Origin of the sequence: Pseudoduganella aquatica (assembly GCF_009857595.1) — a bacterium.
Lineage (GTDB): Bacteria > Pseudomonadota > Gammaproteobacteria > Burkholderiales > Burkholderiaceae_D > Rugamonas > Rugamonas aquatica_A.
The window spans coordinates 134343-160047 of record NZ_WWCU01000009.1 but is presented as its reverse complement, the minus strand read 5'-3'; the positions used below and the strand labels follow the sequence as shown (position 1 = coordinate 160047).

Below are 25705 nucleotides of genomic sequence, written 5' to 3'. Positions count from 1 at the left end.
ACGGTATCGCATCGGTATGCGTAGGGCGGGTTAGCGTAGCGTAACCCGCCAACCCGCTTAATTCTGCTTGGTTTTCTTTTTGCCGGCGGCGTCGCGCGGGACGCGGGCCTTGACCAGGGCTACCGGAGCATCCTTGGCGGTGCCGGATTTGGCTTGTTTGTAATTGCTGGCGCGCTTGCCGCCACGGTCGGCTTCGAAGGCCACCACGGCGTTGTCCGCCACTTCCGGCGCGATGTCCATGTGCAGCGAGGACGAAGTCTTCGGCACCAGGATGGTGGAACCGGCTTTCAGCACCGATTTGCTCGGAATATTGTTGGCCTGGCGTATCACTTCCGGCGTGGTGTGGAACTTGGACGCCAGCGTTTCGATGCGCTCGCGCGCGCTGGTGATCTTGTGCGTGGTCCAGCTCGACAGCGCGCGGCCCCATTGCGCCAGGTTCAGGTTGAACTTTTCGGCGTTGGCCTTGGGCAGCAGGATGCGGGTCTGTTCGCCGCCGGTGATGACAGGGCGGTTGAACTGCGGATTGAGCGCCTTGAACTCGTCCACCGGCATTTCCGCCAGCTGGGCGGCGATGGCCAGGTCGATATCGCTGGTCTTGTCGACGGCGGTAAAATAAGGCTGGTTGTCGATCACGGGCAAATGCAGGCTGAACTGGGCAGGATTGGCCACGATGTTCTTCACGGCTTGCAGTTTTGGCACGTAGTTGCGGGTTTCGGCCGGCATCAGCTCGGCCAGGCTTTCGAAATCGGTGGGCTTGCCGGCTGCCTGGTTGCGCTTGATGGCTTTCTGCACATTGCCTTCGCCCCAGTTGTAGGCGGCCAGGGCCAGCTGCCAGTCGCCGAACATATCGTACAGGCGCTGCAGATAGCTGAGGGCGGCGTCGGTCGAGGCCAGGATGCCGCGCCGTTCGTCCTTGAAGGCGTCCTGCTTCAGGTTGTAGTCGCGCCCAGTGCCGGGCACGAACTGCCACATGCCGGCCGCGTTGGCGCTGGACAGGGCTTGCGGGTTGAAGGCCGATTCAATAAAGGGCAACAGCGCCAGTTCGGTCGGCATGCTGCGCTTTTCCAGCTCGGTGACGACGTGGAACAGGTAGCGCGAGGCACGCTGCGTGGTGCGGGCAATGTAGTCCGGACGCGTGGCGTACCAGGTAACGTGCTTGTGCACCAGTTCGTTGTTAATATCAGGGATGGCGTAGCCGGTGCGGATGCGGCCCCAAACGTCGGTTTCCCGGAACGCGTCTTCGCTGACGGCGGGTTTGGCTACAACTTTGGAGGCGGGGAGCAGTTCGGAGGTCGGCAGTTTTGCCGTGGCGGGCGTGGTCAGCGGGATCAGGGGGAGGCTGGCCGATGGCGCCGCCGGGGGCGCGCTGTCGAGTGCCTGGCTGATCGCCGGCGCCAGGCCAATCAGCGCCGCCAGCAAGGGTAGGAATTTAAATCGTGCTTGCATAGTATTCCATTGTTGTCGTCGAGAAACACGGACGAACCATGAATAATGGGGCAGTGTACGTAGGTTGGACCGGCTGAGTCAAGAATTATGTCGTCCGGATGACAGTTTCTTTTAATGTAATAATGTCGGCAAATATATCGCAGTTGACGGAAGTAGACGGCATTTTGCCGGAGTGCGTACAATGCGCGCTCGCCGCAAGCATTTACAAGGAAGACCCCTATGAGCAAGCCCATCGCCGACCACGCCACCGTTATCGCCCAGACCCAGAAATGGCTGGAAAAAGCCGTTATCGGCCTCAATCTGTGCCCCTTCGCCAAGGCCGTGCATATCAAGAACCAGATCCGCTACGTGGTGACGGACGCCGCCACCGATGAGGAACTGATGGAAGTGCTGATGGACGAGCTGGAGCTGCTGGCCGAAACGAACCCGGAAAAGATCGACACCACGCTGATTATCCATCCGCAGGTGCTGAACGACTTCGAGGACTATAACGACTTCCTGGACGTGGCCGACGGCGCGCTGGAGGAAATGGACCTGGACGGCATCCTGCAGGTGGCCAGCTTCCACCCGGACTACCAGTTCGCCGACACCGACAAGAACGACATCGGCAACTACACCAACCGTTCGCCTTACCCCACGCTGCACCTGCTGCGCGAGGAAAGCGTGGACCGCGCGGTGGAAGCCTTCCCGGAAGCGGAAGACATTTTCGAAAAGAATCTCGAAACCATGGAAAAACTGGGCCACGAGGGCTGGGACGCACTGGATCTCGACGTGAAGCGCCAGGTGAAGGAATGACGGAAATGGAACTGAAGCGCATGGCGGCGGCGGTGCACGAGGCGGCAAGCCCGTCCGCGCCCGCGCCGCAGCGCCCGGACACGCCCTGCGTGGCCGTCTGCTCCACCACCTTCGACGACATCTGCCGCGGCTGCGGCCGCACTTATATGGAAGTGGCGCACTGGGTGTCGATGGGGGAGGCGGAAAAGGAGCTGGTGTGGCAGCGCATCACGGCGCAGGGCTACCCGCGCCGCAACAGCTAGTTCAAGGCATCAATAGGTGCCGATGTAGTCCTTCTTGCCGATTTCCAGGCCGTTGTGGCGCAGGATGTCGTAGGCGGTGGTGGCGTGGAAGAAGAAGTGCGGCAGCGCGTAGTGCAGCAGATAGGTGCTGCCGGTGAAGTGCTTGGTCTTCTCGCCGCTGCCGGTGGTGATGGCGCGGTCTTCGGCGCCGCCGAAGTCGGCCGCGTTCAGGCTGTCCAGGAAGGCGATGGTCTTGGCGATGCGCGCTTTCAGTTCGGCAAAGCTCTTTTCGGTGTCTTCATACGGCGGCACTTCCTGGCCGGCCAGGCGCGCGCCCGCGCCCTTGGCGAAGTCGGTGGCGATCTGGATCTGGCGCGAGAATGGCAGCATGTCCGGGAACAGACGGAATTGCAACAGGGCATTAGCGTCAAGTTTCTTGTCGGTTACATGGGCTTCGGCCTTGTCGAGGATGGCCAGCAGGCTGTTCAGAATCTGCTTGAACACTGGGATGGATGCGGTATAGGTATTAAAAGTCATGGCAGGCTCCTCGTTGAAAGAGGGGCGATAATAGCAAGCTTGCGGCATTCCTGCTTGCGCCCATGGCGTGCGGCGAAATGTATTCTGATGACTCGGACACTTGTTTGCGTGCATAATTGTTGCAAACGAAGAATCCTGTATTAGCAAACAAGCGTAAGACCAAGTCCCCGTGGTGCATGATTAGTTCTTTATACAGAAGGATGCGTTCCCGTCTGAGCGCGCTGTACGGCCTATCCATCTATGGCGCTTTGCTATTGGTGGTGTTTGGCGGCCTTGTGATTCCTGCAATGATAGGCAGTTATCTGCTGATCGGCGTGCACGAGCAGCAGTCGGCCAAGATGGCGCTCAACGAGTCGCTGCAGCGCAATGCCGACATCCTGGCGCTCGGCATGCAGGAATCGCTGTGGAATATGAACGCCGAGTCGGCCCATTCGCTGGTCGAATCGGTCATGCGCGACCGTTCGGTGCTGCAGGTGCAGGTCACCGGCCAGGCTGAAACCCAGTTCATGCACTTGCAGTCGCCGCGCCAGACCACCGGCAACGTCTACCGCGCCGAGCGCGAAATCCTGGTGCGCGGCGAGAAGATCGGCCGCATCATGGTGGAGATGGACGACGCCCGCAGCCAGCAGGAGCTGCGCGAGAAGCAGCTGTCCTACGTCTTCGTGCTGGCGGCGCAGCTGACCGTGTCGCTGCTGCTCATCGTGCTGTTCCTGAACAAGCGCCTGATCAAGCCGCTGCGCAAGCTGATGCGCTTCTCCGACCGCCTGTCGCACGGCGACTTCGAAACCCGGCTGGAACTGACCGGCAGCGACGAGCTGGGACGCCTGTCCGGCCAGCTCGAGCAGATGCGGGTGGCGATCAAGCATCTGTTCGAGGACATCGGCCAGCGCGAGGAGCGCTTCCGCACCATCGTGACCCAGGTGCCGGGCGCGGTGTTCCGCTTCCGCCCGGACGGCCCGGTCGATTTCGTCAGCGACGCCATCGAAGACATCTCCGGCTACTCGGCCGCGCAGTTCATGCGCAGCACCAGCCATTCCTGGGCCAACCTGATCTGCCCCGAAGACCGCCGCATGCAGCGCCGCGTGGTGAGCCAGGCCATCCGCGACGGCAAGCCCTATGCGGTGGAATACCGCATCACGGACGCCAGCGGCACCGAGCGCTGGGTGGCCGAGAACGGCCAGCCGCAGGTGTCCGAGCCGGGCGACAAGGCGCCCTGGGTGGACGGCATTATTTCCGATATCAGCCAGCGCAAGCACAATGAAATGCGCATCGAAGGCCTGCTGGCCGAGCAGAGCGCCATCCTGGACAACGTGATGTTCGGCGTGATGTTCGTGCGCAACCGCCAGATCGTGTCCGTCAACCGGCGCTGCGAAGAGCTGTTCGGCTACGAGCCGGGCGACATGGCCGGCGCCTCCACCGCCATTGTCTTCCCCACCGCCTTCGAGTTCGAATCGGCCGGCGCGCGCCAGTACCCCACGCTGTCGGCCGGCGAGTACTTCAGCGAGGAACGCCACTACCGGCGCAAGGACGGCACGCTGTTCTGGTGCATGGTGAGCGGCTGCGCCATCGACCAGAGCCGCGCCAACGAGGGCAGCATCTGGGTGTATGCCGACGTGACCGCGCGCAAGGAGGCGGAAGAGAAGCTGCGCCTGTCGGCCACGGTGCTCGAGCATATCGCCGACGGTGTGATGGTGATCGACGACAAGGGCACCATCGTGGCCGTGAACCCGGCCTTCACGCAGATCACCGGCTACAGCGAGCAGGACGCGCTGGGCAAGGACCGCTCGCTGACGCGCTCGGGCCGCCACGAGGAAGCCTTCTACGACGACATGTGGCAGGAACTGGAAAACACCGGCTTCTGGCGCGGCGAGATCTGGAGCCTGCGCAAAACCGGCGAGCTGTATCTGGAGTGGCTGACGGTGAGCGCGGTGCGCGATACGCGCGGCGTGACCACGCACTACGTCTGCGTGTTCGGCGACATCACCCTGGTCAAGCAGTCGCAGGAAAAGCTGGACCACCTGGCCCACCACGACCCGCTGACCGCGCTGCCGAACCGCCTGCTGTTCCACGACCGCCTGCACCACGCCTTGCAGCGCGCCACGCGCGAGCATGAGCAGCTGGCGCTGCTGTTCATCGACCTGGACCGCTTCAAGAACGTCAACGACACGCTGGGCCACCATATCGGCGACGAGCTGCTCAAGCAGGTGGCCACGGCGCTGCAGGACAAGCTGCGCGACGGCGACACGCTGGCCCGCCTGGGCGGCGACGAATTCATTGTGCTGCTCGAGAACGTGGACGGCCAGTACGGCGCCAGCCAGGTGGCTGAAAAACTGGTGGGCATGTTCGAGCAGCCCTTCATGGTGGCCGGGCACGAGCTGTTCATCACCTGCAGCGTGGGCATCAGCCTGTCGCCGGCCGACGCCACCGATCTGAATATGCTGATCCGCAATGCCGATGTGGCCATGTACCAGGCCAAGGCGCGCGGCCGCAACGGCTACCGCTTCTATGCGCCGTCCATGTCGGGCGAGGGCGTGGAGCGCTTGCGCCTGGAGACCTTCCTGCGCCGCTCGCTGGAGAAGGACGAGATGTTCCTGAACTACCAGCCGCAGGTGGAGATCGACACCGGCCGCCTGGTGGGCGTGGAGGCGCTGGTGCGCTGGAACCACCCGGAACTGGGCCTGGTGCCGCCGAACCGCTTTATCTCGCTGGCCGAGGACACCGGCTACATCAACCAGCTGGGCAAGTGGGTGCTGTACCAGGCTTGCCTGCAGATGGTGCGCTGGCAGGAGGCCGGCCTGTGGGTGCCGAAGATGGCCGTCAACCTGTCGGCCAAGCAGTTCGAGCGCGGCAGCATCGCCTCCATGGTGGGCGATATCCTGCGCGAGACGGGCCTGGAGCCGCACCGCCTGCAGCTGGAAGTGACCGAGTCCGTCATCATGAACACCGGCGACGCCATGGTCTTCATCAATGACCTGCATTCCATCGGCGTGGGCCTGGCGATCGACGATTTCGGCACCGGCTATTCCTCGCTGGCCTACCTGAAGCAGATGCCGGTACAGACGCTGAAGATCGACCGTTCCTTCATCAAGGACATTTCCACCGACGCCAACGACGAGGCCATTGCCATCGCCATTATCCAGCTGGGCAAGAGCATGAATCTGTCCGTCATTGCCGAAGGCGTGGAGACCGAGCAGCAAGCCGCCTTCCTGTTGCGCCACGGCTGCAACCTGGCGCAGGGCTACTTCTACAGCAAGCCTGTGCTGCCGGACGATTTGCTGCAGCGCTGGCAGTCCTGATCCGCATCTCCCCAACCGAAAGGAAGTTATGAAGTTGTCGCGCCGCCGTTTTCTGCTGAGCGCCACTGCGGTGGCCGGCGCCATGGTGGTTGGCTGGGGGGCACTGCCGCCGCGCCAGCGCGTGCGCGGCAAGCTGCCGCTGCCCGTGAGCGGCGGCGCCGTGCCGCTTAACGGCTGGGTCGCCATCGCACCGGACAACACCGTGTCGGTGGTGATGGCGCGCAGCGAAATGGGACAGGGCGTGCATACCGCGCTGCCCATGCTGCTGGCCGAGGAACTGGACGTGCCGCTGGCGCAGGTAAAGCTGGTGCAGGCGCCGAACGACAAAATCTATGGCAACGTCTCCATCCTGGTCGACAGCCTGCCTTTCCATCCGGACGAAGAGGGGCGCGGCAAGCGCCTGGCCGGGTGGCTGGTGTCCAAGGTGGGTCGCGAGCTGGGCATCAATATGACGGGCGGCTCGTCCAGCGTGAAGGACTTGTGGCTGCCGATGCGGGAAGCCGGCGCCACCGCGCGTGCCTTGCTGATCGAGGCCGCCGCGCGAGAGTGGAAAGTGAAGCCGGCCGAGTGCTTTACGGAGGCGGGCTTTGTGGCGCACCCGAACGGCAAGCGGGCCGCCTACGGCGCGCTGGTAGCCGCTGCCGCGGGCATGACGCCGGGCACGGTGCGGCTGAAATCGGTGGGCCAGTTCCGTCTGATCGGCACGGCCGCGCCGCGCCTCGATACGCCGTCCAAGGTCAACGGCAGCGCCAGGTTCGGCCTGGACGCGCGGCCGGAAGGCATGCTGTACGCGGCAGTGAAGATGTCGCCCGTGATCGGCGGCGCCGTGGCCAGCGTGGATACGGCAGCGGTACTGAAGATGCCGGGCGTGGCGCGCGTGGTCGATTTCTCCTCGGCGCTGGCGGAAAAGACCGGCGCCAGCGCGGGCCTGGCCGTGGTGGCGGCCCATTACTGGCAGGCGAAGCAGGCTGCGGCCGCGCTGCCGGTCACCTGGAATGAGGGCGCGCACGGCAAGCTGTCGAGCGAAGGCGTGTTCAAGCAGTTCGCGCAGCAGCTGGACGACGAGGACGGCCATGCCTACTACACTCTCGGCGAGGTGGACGACGTGGCCCAAGCTGCGGGCGCCGTGAAGACGCTCAAGGCGGAATACCGTGCGCCCTTCCTGGCGCACGCCGCGCTGGAACCGCTCAATTGCACGGCCCAGGTCAAGGACGGCAAGGTCAGGCTGTGGGTGTCGACGCAGGCGCCGGGGCTGGCCATCGACGCTGCCGCCAAGGTGGCGGGCGTGAGCGCGGCCGATGTGACGCTGGAAGTCGGCATGCTGGGTGGGGGCTTCGGGCGCCGCCTGGAGACCGACTTTATCGCGCAGGCGGTGGCGGTGGCGAAGGAATGCAACGGCGCCCCGGTGCAGATGATCTGGTCGCGCGAAGACGACACCACGCATGATGTATACCGCCCGGCCGCGCTGGCCCGCTTTGCCGCCAGCCTGGATGCGGCGGGCAATATCGCCGCGTGGGACAGCAAGTCCGTCAGCGGCGCCATCGGCCACCAGTTCTTCAAGCGCAACCTCGGCTTGCCGGGGGCAGGGCCGGACAAGACCACGGCCGAAGGCGCGTTCGACATGCAGTACGAAATTCCCAACCAGCGCGTCCGGCATGTCACTGCCGACAGCGCCGTGCCGATCGGCTATTTCCGCTCAGTGGGCCACTCGCACAACGCCTTCTTCAAGGAGAGCTTCATCGACGAGTTGGCGCATGCTGTAGGCCAGAGCGGCGCCAGCTTCCGGCGCGGGCTGCTGCACCGCCATCCGCGCCACCTGGCGGTGCTGAACGCGGCGGTGGACAAGGCCGGCCAGCCGCCGCCGGGGCGCGCGCACGGCGTGGCGCTGCACCAGTCCTTCGGCACCATCGTGGCCCAGGTGGCGGAGGTATCGGTGCAGGACAAGCAGATTATCGTGCACCGCGTGGTATGCGCGGTCGATTGCGGCATTGCCGTCAATCCCGGCATTATTTCGCAGCAGGTGGAGTCGGCGGTGGTGTTCGGGCTGTCGGCTGCGCTGAGGGGGGAAATCACCATCAAGGACGGCAAGGTCGAGCAGAGCAATTTCCACCAGTACGAAGTGCTGCGGATGCCGCAGGCTCCGAAGGTGGAAACCATCATCATGCTGAGCGCCGAGCCGCCGGAGGGCATGGGCGAGCCTGCGGTGCCGCCGGTGGCGCCTGCCGTGGCCAACGCGGTGTTCACGCTGACCGGGCAGCGCCTGCGCAGCCTGCCGCTGCGCCTGGCTTAAGGCGGACTAGGAAGCGCCGGCCAGCAGCGCGCGCAGATTGCAGTCGCGCTGCCAGTGGCGGCGCTCCTCGCTGCTTTGCGCATAGCGCGCCAGTTCCGCGTCGTCCATGCTGCACTGGGCCTGGATCAGGCGGTGCGCCACGTTCGGGTCGGGCAGCATGGTGCCGAAAAAGGCCACATCCTCGTGGCGCTGGATCAGCAGGGTGGGGAAGTTTTCCACATCGAGGTCGCCGACCACGTCGGCATGGTCTTCGATGTCCACCCACAGGAAGTATTTGTCTGGATGGCGCGCGGCCAGTTCGTCGAAGGTGGCGCGGTAGCCTGCGCAAGTGCCGCACCAGGCCGCGCACAGGCAGGCCACGATCCAACGGTCTTGCGCCAGTGCGCCGGCAACGTCGGCGCGGTTATCTGAATGTAAGGTAGTGCTGTGCATGCGCGGTATTGTACCCCGAGCCGGAAAGCAAGGCAGCAGGCTGGGTTGTTGGGGCCGCGCCGGGTTAAAATACGGCATGTCTACCATACTTGCAATTGAAACATCTTCCGAAATGGCTTCCTGCGCGCTGCTGCGCGGCGAGGAAGTCATCACCCGCTCGTCGTCCGGCGTGCGCACCCATTCGCAAGCCATCCTGCCCATGATCCAGGAGCTGCTGGCCGAAGCCGGCGTGGCGCTGCGCGATTGCGACGCGATCGCCTACGGTTCCGGTCCCGGCTCCTTCACCGGCGTGCGCACCGCGTGCGGCATCGCGCAGGGCCTGGGCTATGGCGCCGGCCTGCCGCTGGTGCCGGTGGTGACGCTGGACGCGATGGCGCTGGCTTGCCACCAGCAGCACGGCGGCAGCGAGATCCTGGCCGTGCTGGACGCGCGCATGAGCGAAGTCTATTGGGCGCAGTACCGCTTCGACGGCGGCCCGCAGGCCGCGCCTCTGGCCGTGCTGGCGCCCGCATTGTCGGCGCCGGACGCGGTGGCGCCGCAGGGCGAAGTGACGGCTTGCGGTAACGGCTTTGCGGCGTATGCCGAAGCGCTGGCGGGCAAGCCTTTCGCGGCCGGCGCGCACGCGGACGTGATGCCGCACGCGGCGCAGATCGCGCAGCTGGGCCGCATTGCCTTCGAGGCAGGGCAGGGTGTGAAAGCGGCGGATGCGCAGCCGCTCTACCTGCGCAACAAGATCGCCTACACCAGCGCCGAGCGGCGCGAGATCAATGCCGCAAAGGCCGCCGCATGAAACCTGTGTGGGATCTGGCTCGGCTGAACTATGAACCGATGCGCGACAGCGATATCGACGAAGTGGTGGCGCTGGAGGAGAGTGTTTATCCTTACCCCTGGACACGGGGCAATTTCGCCGACTCGCTGGCCAGCGGCTACCAGGCCTGGGTGCTGCGCGGCCAGGACATGCGGCTGATGGGCTACTTCCTGGTGATGCAGATGGTCGACGAGGCGCATTTGCTGAACGTGGCGGTGGCGCAGGAATGGCAAGGGCAGGGGCTGGGACGCTTCCTGCTGAACCAGTCGGTGGCCTGCTCGCGCGGACTGGGGATGGAATCGATGCTGCTGGAAGTGCGGCCGTCGAACACGCGCGCGCTGGAATTGTACGAGCGCTACGGATTTGAACAGATAGGCCGCCGCAAGGGCTACTACCCTGCAGGCAGCCAGCAACGCGAGGACGCGATCGTCATGCGTTATACCTTATGAACCGCAACGAGGTCTTCCTGCAGGAGATGGGTGTAGGCGTGCAATGGCGCTTGCGCAATCCGGTGGCGAGCATGGACGATGTCGATGCGCCGGAGGTTGAGGCCTTCGCCGCCGAGCCGGAGCCCGCGCCGCACGCCGCACCGCCGCCAGTGTTTGCGCCCGCGCCAATCGAGGTCGCGCCGGTCGCAGCTGTGGCTGCGCAGCCGCAGCCGCCTGCCGCGAGCCCCGCGCCCGCTGCTCCCCCTGCTGCAGACGCCGACAACGCCTGGTTCGACAATACGCCGCTGCCCGCCACGCCGCCGCCCACGGTGACGAAGTCGCCCGCCAAGCCGGTGCAGCCCGCGCCCCCGCGCCCGCAAGGCGCAGGCGCGGAGGAGCCTGAATCGACCGCGTGGTTCGATGATGTTCCCGTGCCCGAAGCCAGCGTTCCGGCTGTCCACGCGCCACAAGCCGCCGGCCAGCAGATCGCCGATATGGACTGGCCCGCGCTGCAGGCCGCCGTTGCCACCTGCACGCGCTGCGATCTGTGCCACAGCCGCCAGGCCGCCGTCCCCGGACGCGGCGATCCGCGCGCGCAATGGCTGGTGCTCGGCACCGCGCCCGGCGCGGCGGACGAGCAGGAAGTGCGCGCCATCACCGGCGAGCCCGGCCAGCTGCTGGACAATATGCTGAAAGCCATCTCCGTGGCGCCGGAGGAAGACGCCTACGTGACCACGCTGGTGAAATGCCGCCCGCCGGTAGCGGAGGACGGCAGCGACAGCCTGCCTACCGCCGAGCAGCTCGCGGCCTGCCGCCCCTACCTGCAGCGCGAGCTGGAGCTGGCCGGCAGCCGCATGATCGTCACGCTGGGCCATACGGCCGGCAAGGGCCTGCTGGGCGCGGCCGCGCGCGGCAAGGTGCTGCGCTACGACGGCATACCCACCATTGCCACCTACCACCCGGCCGACCTGCTGCGCAAGCCGGCGGACAAGGCCAAGGCGTGGTCCGACCTGTGCCTGGCGAAAGCGGCCCATGCCGGCCGGGCCTGACGCCCTGGCTGGCGCTGGCATCTTTTCCCGCGCCGCAGGCGCGGAAACCTACCAGGAGCGCTTTGAGCGCACATGGGGTCATCTGACCCTTCCCCATGTGCGCGCGCTGGCCTGGCTGCTGGAAGCGCCCGACCTGCTTGATCCCGATTCCCCCCACTGGCAAGGCCGCATCGCCACGCTGGGCCAGGCGGCGCAGGCCGCCGCAGGCTGGCTGGCCGCATTGGAGCGCGACCCAGCGCCGCTGGACGCCGCACTGGGCAGCCGTTTCTATTCGCGCCTCGGCCTGTACGCCGAGAAGCTGATGGCCTTCTATTTCGAGCAGCAGGGAACGCTGGTGGCCCACGGCCTGCAAGTGCGCGCCAACCGCAATGACACGGTGGGCGAGTTCGACTTCCTGCTGCGGCATGGCAGCGAACTGCTGCACTGGGAGTTTGCCACCAAGTTCTATCTGCTGGATGACACGACCGGCGCGGCCAGCTTCAACCACCTGGTTGGCCCCAATCTGGCGGACACGCTGGGCGTGAAGATGCGCAAGACCTTTGCCAAGCAGCTGGAGCTGGCCTACCATCCGGCCGCGCAGCCACTGCTGCCGCAGCCGGTGGACAGGGCGCAGGCGCTGGTCAAGGGCTGGCTGTTCTACCCGCAAGGCTCGCCGCACGCCGTGGCCGGCATTTCGCCCGCCCACTGCCTGGGCTACTGGAGCACCTTGAGCGAATTCGCCGCCGGCCGCGATGGCGCTGCGCAGCCGGACCAGCAATACGTGGTGATGCCGCGCCTGCAATGGCTGGCGCCGCTGAAGGTCCGCGCCGCGACCGCCACGCCCGCCACACCCGCCACACCCGCCGCCGCGCCTGCCGCCGGCCCCGCACGCATCAACTCCATCGCGGCCGTGGACAGCGCCGCGCCGCTGGATGCTGCGCAGGTGGCGCAGGCCGTGCTGGCCCGTTTTGAACAGGAGATGTCGCCGGTGATGGTGGCGTCGGTGGTGGAGCGGGATGGCTGGCTGGTGGAGCGCGAGCGCGGCTTTGTGGCGCCGGACGACTGGCGCGCGCGTGCCGCCGCGCGCCGCGAGCAGGGGCTGCTGCCCCCTTGATTCCTAGTGCTTGGCTTCGCCGATCAGCGCGAGCGAATCGTGTTCGCGCTGGTTGGCCTTGTGCATCTGCATGATGCACACCATGATGCCCGCCATGAACAGGCCGAACAGGATGATGATGGTGTTCAGGCCCAGGTGCAGGCGTATCATCAGCGAGTACAGCGCCAGCATGGTCAGGATGGACAGGTTCTCGTTGAAGTTTTGCACCGCGATCGAGTGGCCCGCGCTCATCAGCACGTGGCCGCGGTGCTGCAGCAGCGCGTTCATGGGCACCACGAAGAAGCCGCCGATTGCGCCGATCAGCACCAGCAGCGGATAGGCGATCCAGGTCGAATACACCAGCGTCATGCCCATCACGATCACGCCCATCAGGATGCCCAGCGGGATCACCGACAGCGATTTGCGCAGCGTGACGAAGCGCGCCGACAGCACCGCGCCGATGGCGATGCCGATGGCCACCATGCCCACCAGGCTGGTGGCCTGGTCGTAGCGCATGCCCAGCGATTTCTGCGCCCATTCCAGCACGATCAGCTGCAAGGTGGCGCCGGCGCCCCAGAACAGCGTGGTGACCGCCAGTGAAATCTGGCCCAGCTTGTCCTTCCACAGCAGCGTGAAGCAGTTCGAGAAATCGACGACCAGCTTGATCGGATTGCGTTCCTGGTGCGGGTAGACGCAGCCGGTGTCCGGGATGCGCAGGTTGAAGATGGCGGCCAGCACGTAGGTCAGGCCCAGCACGCACAGCGCCGCTTCGGTGCTGGTGTCGATGCCGGTGTCGATCAGCGGAATGTCGATATTGAGCAGCATGGTCGACAGGCGCCCGGTCACCAGCGCGCCGCCCATGACGGTGCCCAGGATGATGGAGGTGACGGTCAGGCCTTCGATCCAGCCATTGGCGGCCACCAGTTTTTCAGCCGGCAGCAGCTCGGTCAGGATGCCGTATTTGGCGGGCGAGTACACGGCCGCGCCGAAGCCCACCACGGCGTAAGCCAGTAAAGGATGGACGTGGAAGAAGATCATGGCGCAGCCCAGGATCTTGATCATGTTGGCGATGAACATGACGCGGCCCTTGGGCAGGGCGTCCGAGAAAGCGCCGACGAAAGCGGCCAGCAGCACATAGAACAGCACAAACGACAATTTCAGCAGCGGCGTCAGCCACGCCGGGGATTTCATGGAAATCAGCAGGTCGATAGCCACAAACAGCAGTGCATTGTCTGCCAGTGACGAAAAGAACTGCGCTGCCATAATGGTATAAAAACCACGATTCATACTGGAAGGCCTGGAAACTAATCTCGGTTTGCTTTATACCATGAATAACTGGTATTCCCAAGAAATCAACTGGATGTATGGGATAGGCCAAAAAGCCTAAAAGTACAATGTTTCCCGGTGGAAAATAACATCCCTCAGTGCTGTTTCAGCCCTGTTTGATTTGGCGCTAAGCGGGGGAGGCGGCTTCCGGTAGAATACCGGCTTCGCTCAACCGCTCCAGATTCCACTATGCCAAGGCCGATCGCCGCTACCATCCATATAGAGTCCATGAAACACAATCTGGCACGGGCCAGGGCTTGCGCGCCGGGGGCGAAGGTGTGGGGGGTGCTGAAGGCGAATGGCTACGGCCACGGCCTGGAACGCGCCATGCGCGGCTTTGCCGCCGCCGACGGCCTGGCGCTGATCGAGCCGGACAACGCCTTGCGCCTGCGTGAACTGGGCTGGACCAAGCCCATCCTGCTGCTCGAGGGCGGTTTCGACGCGGCCGACGTGGCCATGATGGCCGAGCACGGCATCAACGGCGCCGTGCACTGCGAGGAGCAGCTGGCGCTGATCGAGGCGGCGCGGCTGCCCGCCAATGCGCGCCCGCTGAACCTGCACCTGAAGATGAACACCGGCATGAACCGCCTCGGTTTCAAGCCGGAGCAGTTCGCCGCCGCCCACGCGCGCCTGCGCGCGCTGCCGCATGTGGGCGAGATCACGCTGATGACGCACTTTGCCAACGCCGACGAGACGGCGCATCCGCGCCTGCCCATCCGCGAGCAGATCCGCCGCTTCAACGCCGGCGCGGCCGGCCTGCCGGGACCGGTCAGCCTGGCCAATTCGGCCGGCATACTGCATATGCAGGAGCTGGGCGGCGAGCTGGCCAGCGACTGGGTGCGTCCCGGCATCATGCTGTACGGCGGCTCGCCGGGCGGCAAGAGCGCCGAGGAATTCGGCCTGCTGCCCACCATGACGCTGGCCAGCGAACTGATCAGCGTGCAGGAGATCGGGGCGGGCGACTGCGTCGGCTACGGCAGCCGCTTCCAGGCCGATGGCCCCATGCGCATCGGCGTGGTTGCCTGCGGCTATGCCGACGGCTATCCGCGCCACGCGCCGCAGGACACGCCGGTGCTGGTGGACGGCGTGCGCACCCGACTGGTCGGCCGCGTGTCGATGGACATGCTGACCGTGGACCTGAGCAATGTGCCGCAGGCGCGCGTGGGCAGCAAGGTGGTGCTGTGGGGCGTGGGCATGCCGATCGACGAGGTGGCCACCGCCGCCGGCACCATAGGCTACGAGCTGATGTGCGCCGTGGCGCCCCGCGTGCGCGTGCAGGAGGGCTGACCGTGGCCAAGGCAAAAACCAACTACACCTGCACCGAATGCGGCGGCACCAGCAGCAAATGGACCGGCCAGTGCGGCGCCTGCCAGCAGTGGAACACCATGGTGGAAACCGTGATCGAGTCCGGCGCGGGCAATAACCGCTATTCCAACCCGCAGCATTTGTCGCTGGCGCAGACCGCGCCGGTGCTGTCGCTGCAGGACATCGAGGCGCTGGACGTGCCGCGCTTCCCCACCGGCATCGAGGAATTCGACCGTGTGCTGGGCGGCGGCCTGGTGGCCGGCGGCGTGGTGCTGATCGGCGGCGACCCCGGCATCGGCAAGTCGACCCTGCTGCTGCAGGCGCTGGCCCATATGTCGCACGCGAAAAGCGTGCTGTACGTGAGCGGCGAGGAGTCCGGCGCCCAGATCGCGCTGCGCGCCAAGCGCCTGGCGATCGACGCGCGCGAGCTGAAGCTGCAGGCCGAGATCCAGCTGGAGAAGGTGCTGGGCACGCTGGCCGACTTGAAACCGCAGGTGGCGGTGATCGACTCCATCCAGACCATGTATTCGGACGCGCTCAGCAGCGCGCCCGGATCGGTGGCCCAGGTGCGCGAGTGCGCGGCCCAGCTGACCCGCATGGCCAAGCAGAGCGGCATCACCATCATCCTGGTGGGCCATGTGACGAAGGAGGGCGCGCTGGCCGGTCCGCGCGTGCTCGAGCACATCGTCGACACGGTGCTGTACTTCGAGGGCGACACCCATTCCAGCTACCGCCTGGTGCGCGCCATCAAGAACCGCTTCGGCGCGGTCAACGAGCTGGGCGTGTTCGCCATGACGGACAAGGGCCTGAAGGGCGTGTCCAACCCGTCCGCGCTATTCCTGTCCCAGCATGACAACCAGGTGCCGGGCTCCTGCGTGATGGTGACGCAGGAGGGCACCCGCCCGCTGCTGGTGGAAATCCAGGCGCTGGTGGACGCCAGCCACCTGCCGAACGCGCGCCGCCTGTCGGTGGGGCTGGAGCAGAACCGCCTGGCCATGCTGCTGGCGGTGCTGCACCGCCACGCCGGCATCGCCGCCTTCGACCAGGACGTGTTCATCAACGCCGTCGGCGGCGTGAAGATCACCGAACCGGCGGCCGACCTGGCCGTGCTGCTGGCGATTAACTCGTCCATGCGCAGCAAGGCGCTGCCGCGCGGTTTCGTGGTGTTTGGCGAAGTGGGCCTGGCGGGCGAGATCCGGCCCGCGCCGCGCGGCCAGGAGCGCCTGCGCGAAGCGGCCAAGCTGGGTTTCTCGATTGCAATGATACCGAAGGCGAACGCGCCCAAGCAGGCCATCGAAGGCATGACCATCGTGGCGGTGGAGCGCATCGACGACGCGTTTAACAAATTGCGCGAATTGCAATAACCATCCGCATTGACTTTTTTTCTGCAAGTTTGTCCGCACGGCAATCCTGTCCTGCATGAAAAATGAATGCGCAGTAGAATGACAGCTTGCAGAGCGCAGCCTGGGCTTGCGCTCTTGACAGACAATCATGAATCAGGAAGTAACAGAGTGCTAGTAGACCAAAGGCAGACAACCCGTAAAATTTTGCGTGCCAAAGCAGTAGTGGTGATGGACGGCGCCCAGCCGGCGCCAGCCCGCACCATCGACCTCGGCCCGACCGGCATGTCGGTCACCATGAGCCATATGGTGCCGTCCGGCCAGCTCGGCCAGATCTCGTTTGAGATGTTTGTCGATGGCAAGCCTGTCATCATTAGCTGCCGTTCAAAAGTAACATATTGCATCTTTAGCGGCGACGACGTGAAAGTCGGCCTACAATTTATAAGTCCTGATGCCGCCGCTGTGGCCGCCATCGGTAAATTCATGCGGTAATTCCAGCTTTGTTTTCCGCATGGGTGGACAGGCGAAGACCTTATCATGTCTTCTACTTTATCCGGATGACACAAAATGGCAAATACGACAATCGGCAATTACGGCAATCTGACGGGCGCCTCGGCTTACGGGCTGGGCACGTCCAGTACGCCGTCCGCGTCGGTATTGGCCAAGGTGGAGCGCACGCTGGCCAGCCAGACCGGATCGGTTGCCAAACTGAATACCAGCCTGGCCAGCGGCCAGGCCAAGCTGTCCGGCCTGGGCCAGCTGCAAAGCGCGCTGACCGGCTTCCAGTCCATTGCCGAGCGCCTCGCCGGTAGCGGGCTGAGCACCACGGCCACCTCGTCCGGCAAGGGCGTGCTGACCGCCAGCGCGGCCGGCACCGCCAAGGCCGGCACCTATGCGGTGGACGTGAAACAGCTGGCGCAGGGCCAGATCCTCAATAGCGACCAGCAGGCCTCGTCCAGCGCCACGATCGGCACCGGTTCGCCCGCCACCATCAAGGTGGAGTTCGGCACCGACGGCGGCAACACCTTTACTCCCGGCAAGACCTCCGCCAAGACGATTACCATCGACAGCAAGAACAATACGCTGGACGGCATTGCATCCGCATTCAAGGAAGCCGGCATCAACGCCAGCGTGGTCAAGAGCGGCACCGGCTATGCCTTGCAGATCAAGGGCGAGAACGGCGAAGCGAACAGCCTGCGCATCAGCGTGTCCGGCGACGCGGCGCTGAAGAACCTGGTGGCCTACAACCCGGCATCCAACAACAGTCCCACGGCGCAAGGCCTGACCCAGGCTGCGGCGGCGCAGGGTGCGGTGGCCACCGTGGCCGGCAAGGAAGTCAAAAGCGCCAGCAATACGCTGAAGGACGCCATCGACGGCGTCAGCCTGACGCTGACCGGCGCAGGCAAGACCGACGTCACCGTGAGCCAGGACAGCGGCCAGATTGCCCAGAACGTGAGCCTGTTCGTCAACGCCTTCAACGACCTGAACAGCAAGCTGACCGCGCTGCAGAAGGGCGACCTGAAGTCCGACCAGGCGCTGGGCCAGGTCAGCCGCGAGCTGAACGCGCTGGTGCAGGGCAATAGCGGCGTGTCCAAGTCCGCGCTGGCGGCGGTGGGCGTGACGGTCGACAGCAGCGGCAAGCTGGTGCTGGACGACAAGAAGCTGAAAAGCGCCATCGCGGCCGACGCCGGCGCCGTGGCCGGCCTGTTCACCAAGGACGGCAAGGGCCTGGCCGACCAGTTCGACGCCAAGATCGACACCCTGACCGGCAAGACCGGCAGCATCCAGCGCGAGGCGCAGCAGGTGGGCAAGGACATCACGGCGCTGTCGTCGAAGAAGGCCGACCTGGCCAAGGCGCTGACCACCCAGGCCAATGCGCTGGTGGCCTTCTATACCCAGCAGGAACAATCCGCCGCCAGCGACGCGCTGCCCGGCTACACCGGCGCGCGCTCGCTGTTCGACTTCCTGGTCTGATGTTTGCCGGGTGCTTGCCGGGGTGTGCTTGCATTAAGCGCCGCAATGCCCGATCATCTCGCCTTCGTGGGTTTTCGTGAGTATTTCTTCTTTTATTTGGGGGCATGCATATGGCGGGGAAGCGTTGGGGAAATTTGGCGGTAGCGGCATGTACGCTGGCGGTGGCGGCCATCGCCGGCCAGGCGCAGGCGCAGCAGGAAGAAAAAGTCCTGAACATCTACAACTGGTCGGACTATATCGCTGAAGACACCATCAAGAACTTCGAGAAAGAGACCGGCATCAAGGTCCGCTATGACGTTTTTGATAACAACGAAATCCTGAACTCCAAGCTGGCCGCCGGCAAGTCCGGCTACGACATCGTGGTGCCGACCGCTCCGTGGGCCAAGCTGCAGATCGACGCCAAGCAGCTGCGCAAGCTGGACAAGTCCAAGCTCTCCAACCTGTCCAACCTGGACCCGCAGATCCAGGCCAAGCTGGCCAAGATCGACCCCAGCAATGAGTACCTGGTGGACTGGCTGTGGGGCTACGCCACCGTGGGCATCAATGTGGCCAAGGTGAAGGCGGCGCTGGGCAGCGAACCGATGCCGGACAATGCCTGGGACCTGATCTTCAATCCGAAATACGCGGCCAAGCTGAAGTCCTGCGGCGTGTCCTTCCTGGACTCGCCGTCCGAGGTGCTGCCGGCCGCGCTGCAATACATCGGCAAGCCGGCCTATTCGGCCAAGGCGGCCGACTACGCCGATGCGGGCAAGGTGCTGAGCGCCATCCGTCCTTACGTTACGCTGTTCAGCTCGTCCGGCTACATCAACGACATGGCCAACGGCGCCATCTGCGTGGCCTTCGGCTGGTCCGGCGACATCAATATCGCGCGCCAGCGCGCCATCGAAGCGAAGAACGGCAACCAGATCCAGGTGCTGGTGCCGAAGACCTCGGCCGCGCTGGTGTTCGACACCATGGCCATTCCGGCTGACGCGCCGCACCCGAACAATGCCCACCTGTTCATCAACTACATCCTGCGCCCGCAAGTGCACGCCAGCCTGACCAACAAGGTGTTCTACGCCAATCCGAACACGGCGGCCATCAAGTTCGTGCGCAAGGATATCGCCGAGAACAAGACGGTGTTTCTGCCGCCGGCCGACATGCAGCGCATGATCGCCCCGGAAGCGGTGCCGGCCGACGTGCGGCGCTCGATCACCCGCATCTACACCAAGTTCAAGACGGGGATGTAAACAACAAAGGCGCCTTAAGTTGACAGCTTAAGGCGCCCGGTTCCGCATTGCGGTTTTGCTATTCGTGATAGCGATCGGATAGTTTGTGATGACTCCCACTGGATTCCTGGATCAGCTCATATACGACCAGAGCAATCATGCCGCCGAAAATGCCAATGGTGAGGAGGGTAAACATATGTCTTCAACCGCCTTTCGGACGGCCGCTCCCTAGAGTTGATACAACTAAACTGTAGCAGAAGCGATTTGCTTTTCAAGCCCCGCCGGCCGATTCATTTCACCACCAGGTCGGACGCCATCACCGCCTTCAGGTAAAGGCTGTCCGGATCGCCCGGCTCGCGCTGGGAAAACCACCAGGCGCTGGCCTTGCGGATGTCCCAGTCCAGGTCTTCCCCCGTCATCAGCAGCGCCGCCGCCTGGCCCAGCGTGGGCTGGTGGCCCACCACCAGCACGGTTTCCCTGCCGGCCGGCCAGTTGGCCGCTTTCAGCACGTCGGCCGCGTCCGCGCCCGGCGCCAGGTCGTTGTGGATCTTGAATTTGCGGCCCAGGCCTTCCACCGTCTGCAGGGTGCGCAGGGCGGGGCTGGACAGCACGCGGCAGCTTTCCGGCAACTGGGAATTGAGCCACTGGCCCATGCGCCGCGCCTGCTTCTGTCCTTTTGCGGTGAGGGCCCGTTCCAAATCCGACTGGCCGGGGCCGGCGTCCTCGGCCTCGGCGTGACGCCACAAGATCAGGTCCATCATCTTCCCCTTTCGTGGTTTACTCGCTGTCCTCGCCCGCTGGCGTGCCCAGCGTGTGCATCAGGTACTGCTGGCCGCTGAACAGGGTTTGCTTGCCGCGCGGACGGCGGCGCTGATAGTGGCCGGTCGCTTCCAGTTCCCAGGCGTTGCTGTTGTCCTTCAGGTAGGGATTCAAGCCTTCCGCGATCACGCGCCGCTTCAGCGAGCGGTCCAGCACGGGGAAGGCCACCTCGATGCGGCGGAACAGATTGCGGCTCATCCAGTCCGCGCTGCCCAGGTAGACGTCGTGCGTCAGGTCGTTGCGGAAGTAGTAGATGCGGCTGTGCTCCAGGAAGCGCCCGATGATGGAGCGCACGCGGATGTTTTCCGACAGGCCGGGCACGCCCGGCTTGAGCGTGCAGGCGCCGCGCACGATCACGTCGATCTTCACGCCGTCCTTGGAGGCGGCGTACAAGGCCCGTATCACCGATTCGTCCACCAGCGCATTCATTTTAGCGATAATCCGGCCGGGCCGTCCGGCGCGCGCAATCTTGGCCTCGTTGCGGATGGCCTTGATCACTTCGTTCTGCAGCGCGAACGGCGCCAGCCACAGGTGGTTCAGCTTCTGCGGCTTGGTCAGGCTGGTCAGGTGCATGAACACTTCGTTTACGTCGCGTCCCAGCTCGGGATTGCTGGTCAGCAGGCCGAAGTCGGTGTAGAGCTTGGTGGTGGTGGGGTGGTAGTTGCCGGTGCCCAGGTGGGCGTAGTAGCGCAGGCCGCTTTCCTCGCGGCGTATCACCAGGGCCACCTTGGCGTGCGTCTTCAGGCCCACCACGCCGTACACCACCTGCGCGCCGGCCTGTTCCAGCTTGTCCGCCCAGTTGATGTTGGCTTCCTCGTCGAAGCGCGCCATCAGCTCCACAATGACGGTCACTTCCTTGCCGGCGCGGGCCGCCATGATCAGCGATTCCATCAGGTCCGAGTTCATGCCGGTGCGGTAGATGGTCTGCTTGATGGCGACCACACTCGCGTCCAGCGCGGCGGCGCGGATGAAGTCGATGACGGTCTGGAAGGACTGGTAGGGATGGTGCAGCAGGATGTCCTGCTGGCGCAGCGCGCCGAAGATGTCGGTGTTGGCGGCCTTGCTGGCCACGCCCGGGAAGAAGGGCGGGAAGCGCAGCTCGGGGTGGGCCACGTTGTTGATGATCTCGGTCAGGCGCACCAGGTTGACCGGGCCGTCCACTTCGTACAGGCGGCTGTGGTCGAGGGCGAACTGGTCGAGCAGGAACTGGGACAGCTCGGGCGGGCAGTTCTTCGCCACTTCCAGCCGCACCGAGGTGCCGAACTGGCGGCCCTGCAGCTCGCCCTTGAGCGCCTGGCGCAGGTTTTTCACTTCTTCCTCGTCCACCCACAGGTCGGAGTCGCGCGTGACGCGGAACTGGGAATAGGCGATCACTTCGCGCCCGGCGAAGAGGTCGGAAATATGCGAGTGGATCACGGAGGAGAGCAGGCAGAACGACACGCCGCCGTTGTCCGACAACTCGTCCGGCAGCCGTATCACGCGCGGCAGCACGCGCGGCGCCTTGACGATGGCGATGGCCGTGCCGCGCCCAAAGGCGTCCTTGCCGGTCAGCGAGACGATGAAATTGAGGCTCTTGTTAACCACTTGCGGGAAGGGGTGGGCCGGGTCCAGGCCGATAGGCGTGAGCAGGGGCCGCACTTCGCGCTCGAAATACTGCTTGACCCAGGCGCGCTGCGCCTCGTTGCGCTGGTTGTGGCGCAGCAGGTGGATGCCGGCTTGCTGCAGCTGCGGCAGCACTTCGGTATTTAATAAGTCGTACTGCACTTTCACCAGCTCGTGGCACTCGTCGCAAATGCGGCGCAGATTGGCGGCCAGGGCAGGGTGCAGCGCGGTGGGGCTGCCGTCGGTGGCGGCGGCCGCCAGCAGGCTGGCCACGCGCACTTCAAAAAACTCGTCCAGGTTGCTGCTGACGATGCATAAATAGCGCAGGCGCTCCAGCAGCGGCACCGCCGGGTCGGCCGCCTGCGCCATGACGCGGCGGTTGAAAGCCAGCTGGGACAGTTCGCGGTCGAGGAATATACCGTGCTTGTTTGTTTCCGAACGCAGGTCAGGCTTCATGATGTTATCTATCGCTTTATCTTTGCAGATGGTTAATTCTAGCCCACTTTGGACGCGGCCAAGTGTAGATGTAAATTGTGACAAGTCCATGACAAACTGATGACAGGGCGATTGCTACGCTTGTCATAATCGGGCCAAATTCGGCCCAAATCGCGGTACTATCCCCTCTGAAGCGGGTACTTCAATTATTTTCACACATGTCATAAAGCTGTCATATTGGCTCGGTAGACTGCGCAGCATTCAAACCGTCACAACCCCTAAGGACATTGATATGCGTATGAAACAGTTGTTCACCTCCCTGGTTATCGGCGCAACCGCTGCCGTGGCCTTCTCCACCGCCTCCGCAGCGGACATGACCGGCGCAGGCGCAACGTTCCCTTACCCGATTTACGCCAAATGGGCGGAATCGTACAAGGCAGCCACCGGCAACGGCCTGAACTACCAATCGGTCGGTTCGGGCGCCGGCATCAAGCAGATCAAAGCCAAGACCGTCGACTTCGGCGCCACCGACAGCCCGCTGAAAGGCGACGAGCTGGAAGCGGAAGGCCTGACCCAGTTCCCGGCCATCATGGGCGGCGTGGTTGCCGTGGTGAACCTGGACGGCGTGGCTCCCGGCGCAATGAAGCTGACCGGCCAGGTCATCGGCGACATCTACCTGGGCAAGATCACCAAGTGGAACGCGGCTGAAATCGTGGCCCTGAACCCAGGCCTGAAACTGCCGGCCGACGAAATCACCGTGGTGCACCGCGCCGACGGCTCCGGCACTTCCTTCCTGTGGACCGACTACCTGTCCAAGACCAACGCCGAATTCAAGACCAAGGTTGGCGCCGGCACCGCTGTGAAGTGGGTGGTGGGCGTGGGCGGCAAGGGCAACGAAGGCGTGGCCGCGAACGTGCAGCGTATCAAGGGCGCGATCGGCTACGTGGAGTGGGCGTTCGCCAAGAAAAACAAGATTGCGCACACCCAGCTGAAAAACAAGGACGGCCAGTTCGTCCAGCCTGACGACGACAACTTCAAAGCTGCCGCCGCCAACGCCGAGTGGACCAAGACCCCAGGCTTCGGCGTGGTGCTGACCGACCAGGCCGGCAAAGCTTCCTGGCCTATCACCGGCGTGTCCTTCATCCTGATGCACAAAACCCAGGCTGACGCAGCCAAGGGCAAGGAAGTCGTGAAGTTCTTCGACTGGGCCTTCAAGAACGGCGGCGCCGCCGCTGCTGAACTGGACTACGTGCCACTGCCGGCTTCGGTTGTGAAACTGGTGCAGGACTCGTGGAAAGCCAACCTGAAAGACGCTTCGGGCAAGGCAGTCTACTAATCGCTTCAGCCTCCTTGGCCTGGCCAAGGGGGCTAGCCGGGCGCGCTGCGCAGCCCCGCTGCGCGGCGCACCCGGCTAGCCCACACCCAGAATAAGACCAACCTATGAGCGCAGATATTACTTCCCCGCCGATCACCCTGTCGGAGCCCGCCATGACAGAAGTGTCCCATGCAGCCATGCTCTCGACGATGCGCAAGCAGCGCATCCAGGATTTCATCTTCCACAAAGTCACCATGGGCTTTTCCCTGTCAGTGCTGTTCGTGCTGATAGGGATTATCGTTTCCCTGGTGCTGGGCGCCATGCCGGCGCTGGAGCACTTCGGCCCGGCCTTTATCACCACCGTCGAGTGGGACCCCGTCAATGACCAGTACGGCGCGCTGATCGCCATCGTCGGCACCCTGGCCACGGCCGGCATCGCGCTGCTGATCGCCTTTCCGGTGAGCTTCGGCATCGCCCTGTTCCTGACCGAGATCTGCCCGGCCTGGCTGCGCCGTCCACTGGGCACGGCGGTCGAGCTGCTGGCCGGCGTGCCGTCGATTATCTACGGCATGTGGGGCCTGTTCGTGTTCGCGCCGCTGTTCGGCGACCACGTGCAGCCGCTGCTGAAAGCCACGCTGGGCCAGCTGCCGGTGATCGGCAGCTTCTTCAGCGGCCCGACGATGGGCATCGGCATCCTGACCGCCGGCCTGATCCTGGCCGTGATGATCATCCCCTTTATCTCCTCGGTGATGCGCGACGTGTTCGAGATCGTGCCGGCCGTGCTGAAGGAATCGGCATACGGCCTGGGCTGCACCAAGTGGGAAGTGGTGCGCAAGGTGGTGCTGCCATACACCAAGACCGGCGTGGTCGGCGGCGTGATGCTGGGCCTGGGCCGCGCGCTGGGCGAGACCATGGCGGTGACTTTTGTGATCGGCAACGCCAACAAGCTGTCCTGGTCGCTGTTCGCCGCCGGCAACTCGATCGCCTCCACGCTGGCCAATGAATTCGCCGAAGCCGAGAGCAAGCTGCACGTGTCCTCGCTGTACGCGCTGGCGCTGATCCTGTTCGTGATTACCCTAATTGTCCTGTCCGCCGCCAAGCTGATGCTGGCCGGCATGTCCCGCAAGGAAGGCGTGAAATGAAAGTAGCTACCCCTATGAACCCGGTCTACCGCAAGCGCCTGCTGGTGCACCGCGTCGGCATCGCGCTGTCGGTGATGGCCATGTCGGTCGGCCTGCTGGTGCTGCTGTGGATCCTGGCCACGCTGCTGATCAACGGCTTCTCGGCGCTGCATTACACCATGTTCACCGCCAATACGCCGGCCCCCGGCAGCGAAGGCGGCGGTTTGCTGAACGCCATCGTCGGCAGCCTGATGATGGTGGGCGTGGCCACCCTGGTATCCACCCCGATCGGCATCCTGGCCGGCATCTACCTGGCCGAGTACGGCGAAGAAAACAAGGTGGCGCAAGTGACGCGCTTCGTGACCGACATCATGCTGTCGGCCCCGTCCATCGTGATCGGCCTGTTCGTGTACGCGCTGTACGTGGCCAATGTGAAGCACTTCTCGGGCTACGCCGGCTCCATCGCGCTGTCGCTGATCGCGGTGCCGGTGGTGGTGCGCACCACCGACAATATGCTCAAGCTGGTGCCCAACAGCCTGCTGGAAGCGGCTTTCGCCCTCGGCGCGCCGCGCTGGAAAGTGGCCATGACCGTGCGCCTGCGCGCCGTCAAGGCTGGCGTGGTGACCGGCGTGCTGCTGGCCGTGGCCCGCATTTCGGGCGAAACCGCGCCGCTGCTGTTCACCGCGCTGAACAACCAGTTCTTCAGCGCCGACATGAATGCGCCGGTGGCCAATCTGCCGGTGGTGATTTACCAGTTCGCCATGAGCCCTTACGACAACTGGCGCTCGCTGGCCTGGGGCGGCGCACTGCTGGTAACGTTCAGCGTGCTGGGCCTGAACATCCTGTCGCGCACGGTGTTCAGCCAAAAAGCCCCGAATTAATCCAA

Annotated in this window: 22 protein-coding genes; 16 read left to right on the top strand and 6 right to left on the bottom strand. The window is 64.5% G+C overall.

Going from position 1 to position 25705, the window contains the following annotated elements:
• Positions 1-57 precede the first annotated feature (57 nt).
• Entirely contained in the window at positions 58-1446 is a 1389-nt protein-coding gene (locus tag GTP77_RS10975) for a transglycosylase SLT domain-containing protein (RefSeq protein WP_161072192.1), read from the bottom strand.
• A gap of 219 nt (positions 1447-1665) precedes the next feature.
• Here GTP77_RS10975 and GTP77_RS10970 point away from each other — a divergent pair, with 219 nt between their 5' ends.
• Both GTP77_RS10970 and GTP77_RS10965 read left to right on the top strand, forming a co-directional pair.
• A complete protein-coding gene (locus GTP77_RS10970; RefSeq protein ID WP_161072191.1) occupies positions 1666-2241 on the top strand; it encodes a DUF1415 domain-containing protein in 576 nt (191 codons plus the stop codon).
• A gap of 20 nt (positions 2242-2261) precedes the next feature.
• Complete coding sequence (locus GTP77_RS10965) at positions 2262-2483, top strand: DUF1289 domain-containing protein (RefSeq protein ID WP_161072208.1); 222 nt, start codon at positions 2262-2264, stop codon at positions 2481-2483.
• Between the two features lie 9 nt (positions 2484-2492).
• Here the strand turns inward: GTP77_RS10965 and GTP77_RS10960 are convergent, their stop codons facing one another.
• Positions 2493-2999 (bottom strand): DUF1993 domain-containing protein, encoded by a 507-nt coding sequence (locus GTP77_RS10960; RefSeq protein ID WP_161072190.1) that lies wholly within the window; start codon positions 2997-2999, stop codon positions 2493-2495.
• A 176-nt stretch (positions 3000-3175) separates the two neighbouring features.
• On the opposite strand from GTP77_RS10960, the gene GTP77_RS10955 reads away from it, so the two are divergent.
• Positions 3176-6295 (top strand): EAL domain-containing protein, encoded by a 3120-nt coding sequence (locus GTP77_RS10955; RefSeq protein WP_161072189.1) that lies wholly within the window; start codon positions 3176-3178, stop codon positions 6293-6295.
• Between the two features lie 28 nt (positions 6296-6323).
• Positions 6324-8585: a xanthine dehydrogenase family protein molybdopterin-binding subunit gene (locus GTP77_RS10950; RefSeq protein WP_161072188.1), complete on the top strand. Its 2262-nt coding sequence runs from the start codon at positions 6324-6326 to the stop codon at positions 8583-8585.
• A gap of 6 nt (positions 8586-8591) precedes the next feature.
• Here the strand turns inward: GTP77_RS10950 and GTP77_RS10945 are convergent, their stop codons facing one another.
• Entirely contained in the window at positions 8592-9017 is a 426-nt protein-coding gene (locus GTP77_RS10945) for a thioredoxin family protein (RefSeq protein ID WP_161072187.1), read from the bottom strand.
• Positions 9018-9093: 76 nt separating this feature from the next.
• On the opposite strand from GTP77_RS10945, the gene tsaB reads away from it, so the two are divergent.
• From tsaB to GTP77_RS10925, 4 genes are read left to right on the top strand one after another with little or no spacing between them, the layout of a single operon-like run.
• Positions 9094-9807, top strand: a complete 714-nt coding sequence (gene tsaB / locus GTP77_RS10940) for a tRNA (adenosine(37)-N6)-threonylcarbamoyltransferase complex dimerization subunit type 1 TsaB (protein ID WP_161072186.1) — start codon at positions 9094-9096, stop codon at positions 9805-9807.
• The gene (rimI, locus tag GTP77_RS10935) at positions 9804-10274 is read left to right on the top strand and encodes a ribosomal protein S18-alanine N-acetyltransferase (RefSeq protein ID WP_161072185.1); all 471 of its coding nucleotides are present in this window, start codon (positions 9804-9806) and stop codon (positions 10272-10274) included. The genes tsaB and rimI overlap by 4 nt, the downstream gene beginning before the upstream one ends.
• The gene (locus tag GTP77_RS10930; RefSeq protein WP_161072184.1) at positions 10271-11302 is read left to right on the top strand and encodes a uracil-DNA glycosylase; all 1032 of its coding nucleotides are present in this window, start codon (positions 10271-10273) and stop codon (positions 11300-11302) included. The genes rimI and GTP77_RS10930 overlap by 4 nt, the downstream gene beginning before the upstream one ends.
• The gene (locus GTP77_RS10925; protein WP_161072183.1) at positions 11286-12395 is read left to right on the top strand and encodes a DUF1853 family protein; all 1110 of its coding nucleotides are present in this window, start codon (positions 11286-11288) and stop codon (positions 12393-12395) included. Before GTP77_RS10930 ends, GTP77_RS10925 begins: the two co-directional genes overlap by 17 nt.
• Before the next feature lie 3 nt (positions 12396-12398).
• Here GTP77_RS10925 and lplT read toward each other — a convergent pair whose 3' ends face one another.
• On the bottom strand, positions 12399-13661 hold the full coding sequence (gene lplT / locus GTP77_RS10920) for a lysophospholipid transporter LplT (protein WP_161072182.1): 1263 nt from the start codon (positions 13659-13661) through the stop codon (positions 12399-12401).
• A 228-nt stretch (positions 13662-13889) separates the two neighbouring features.
• Here lplT and alr point away from each other — a divergent pair, with 228 nt between their 5' ends.
• The 5 genes from alr to GTP77_RS10895 all read left to right on the top strand — a co-directional run bounded on the left by alr (position 13890) and on the right by GTP77_RS10895 (position 19548).
• Positions 13890-14987 carry an alanine racemase gene (gene alr / locus GTP77_RS10915; protein ID WP_161072181.1) on the top strand — a complete coding sequence of 366 codons (1098 nt, stop codon included), beginning with the start codon at positions 13890-13892 and terminating at the stop codon, positions 14985-14987.
• Between the two features lie 2 nt (positions 14988-14989).
• The gene (radA, locus tag GTP77_RS10910; RefSeq protein ID WP_161072180.1) at positions 14990-16369 is read left to right on the top strand and encodes a DNA repair protein RadA; all 1380 of its coding nucleotides are present in this window, start codon (positions 14990-14992) and stop codon (positions 16367-16369) included.
• Positions 16370-16516: 147 nt separating this feature from the next.
• Positions 16517-16837 (top strand): PilZ domain-containing protein, encoded by a 321-nt coding sequence (locus GTP77_RS10905; protein WP_161072179.1) that lies wholly within the window; start codon positions 16517-16519, stop codon positions 16835-16837.
• Between the two features lie 75 nt (positions 16838-16912).
• Complete coding sequence (gene fliD / locus GTP77_RS10900) at positions 16913-18319, top strand: flagellar filament capping protein FliD (protein ID WP_161072178.1); 1407 nt, start codon at positions 16913-16915, stop codon at positions 18317-18319.
• A 110-nt stretch (positions 18320-18429) separates the two neighbouring features.
• The gene (locus GTP77_RS10895) at positions 18430-19548 is read left to right on the top strand and encodes a polyamine ABC transporter substrate-binding protein (protein ID WP_161072177.1); all 1119 of its coding nucleotides are present in this window, start codon (positions 18430-18432) and stop codon (positions 19546-19548) included.
• A gap of 269 nt (positions 19549-19817) precedes the next feature.
• Here GTP77_RS10895 and sixA read toward each other — a convergent pair whose 3' ends face one another.
• Both sixA and ppk1 read right to left on the bottom strand, forming a co-directional pair.
• Entirely contained in the window at positions 19818-20285 is a 468-nt protein-coding gene (gene sixA / locus GTP77_RS10890) for a phosphohistidine phosphatase SixA (RefSeq protein WP_161072207.1), read from the bottom strand.
• Between the two features lie 19 nt (positions 20286-20304).
• Positions 20305-22404, bottom strand: a complete 2100-nt coding sequence (gene ppk1 / locus GTP77_RS10885) for a polyphosphate kinase 1 (protein WP_161072176.1) — start codon at positions 22402-22404, stop codon at positions 20305-20307.
• Positions 22405-22681: 277 nt separating this feature from the next.
• Here ppk1 and pstS point away from each other — a divergent pair, with 277 nt between their 5' ends.
• The 3 genes from pstS to pstA all read left to right on the top strand — a co-directional run bounded on the left by pstS (position 22682) and on the right by pstA (position 25700).
• Positions 22682-23719: a phosphate ABC transporter substrate-binding protein PstS gene (pstS, locus tag GTP77_RS10880; RefSeq protein ID WP_371869347.1), complete on the top strand. Its 1038-nt coding sequence runs from the start codon at positions 22682-22684 to the stop codon at positions 23717-23719.
• A 152-nt stretch (positions 23720-23871) separates the two neighbouring features.
• Positions 23872-24840: a phosphate ABC transporter permease subunit PstC gene (pstC, locus tag GTP77_RS10875; RefSeq protein ID WP_229202150.1), complete on the top strand. Its 969-nt coding sequence runs from the start codon at positions 23872-23874 to the stop codon at positions 24838-24840.
• Positions 24837-25700 (top strand): phosphate ABC transporter permease PstA, encoded by an 864-nt coding sequence (gene pstA / locus GTP77_RS10870; RefSeq protein ID WP_161072173.1) that lies wholly within the window; start codon positions 24837-24839, stop codon positions 25698-25700. The genes pstC and pstA overlap by 4 nt, the downstream gene beginning before the upstream one ends.
• The last annotated feature ends 5 nt before the right edge of the window (positions 25701-25705 follow it).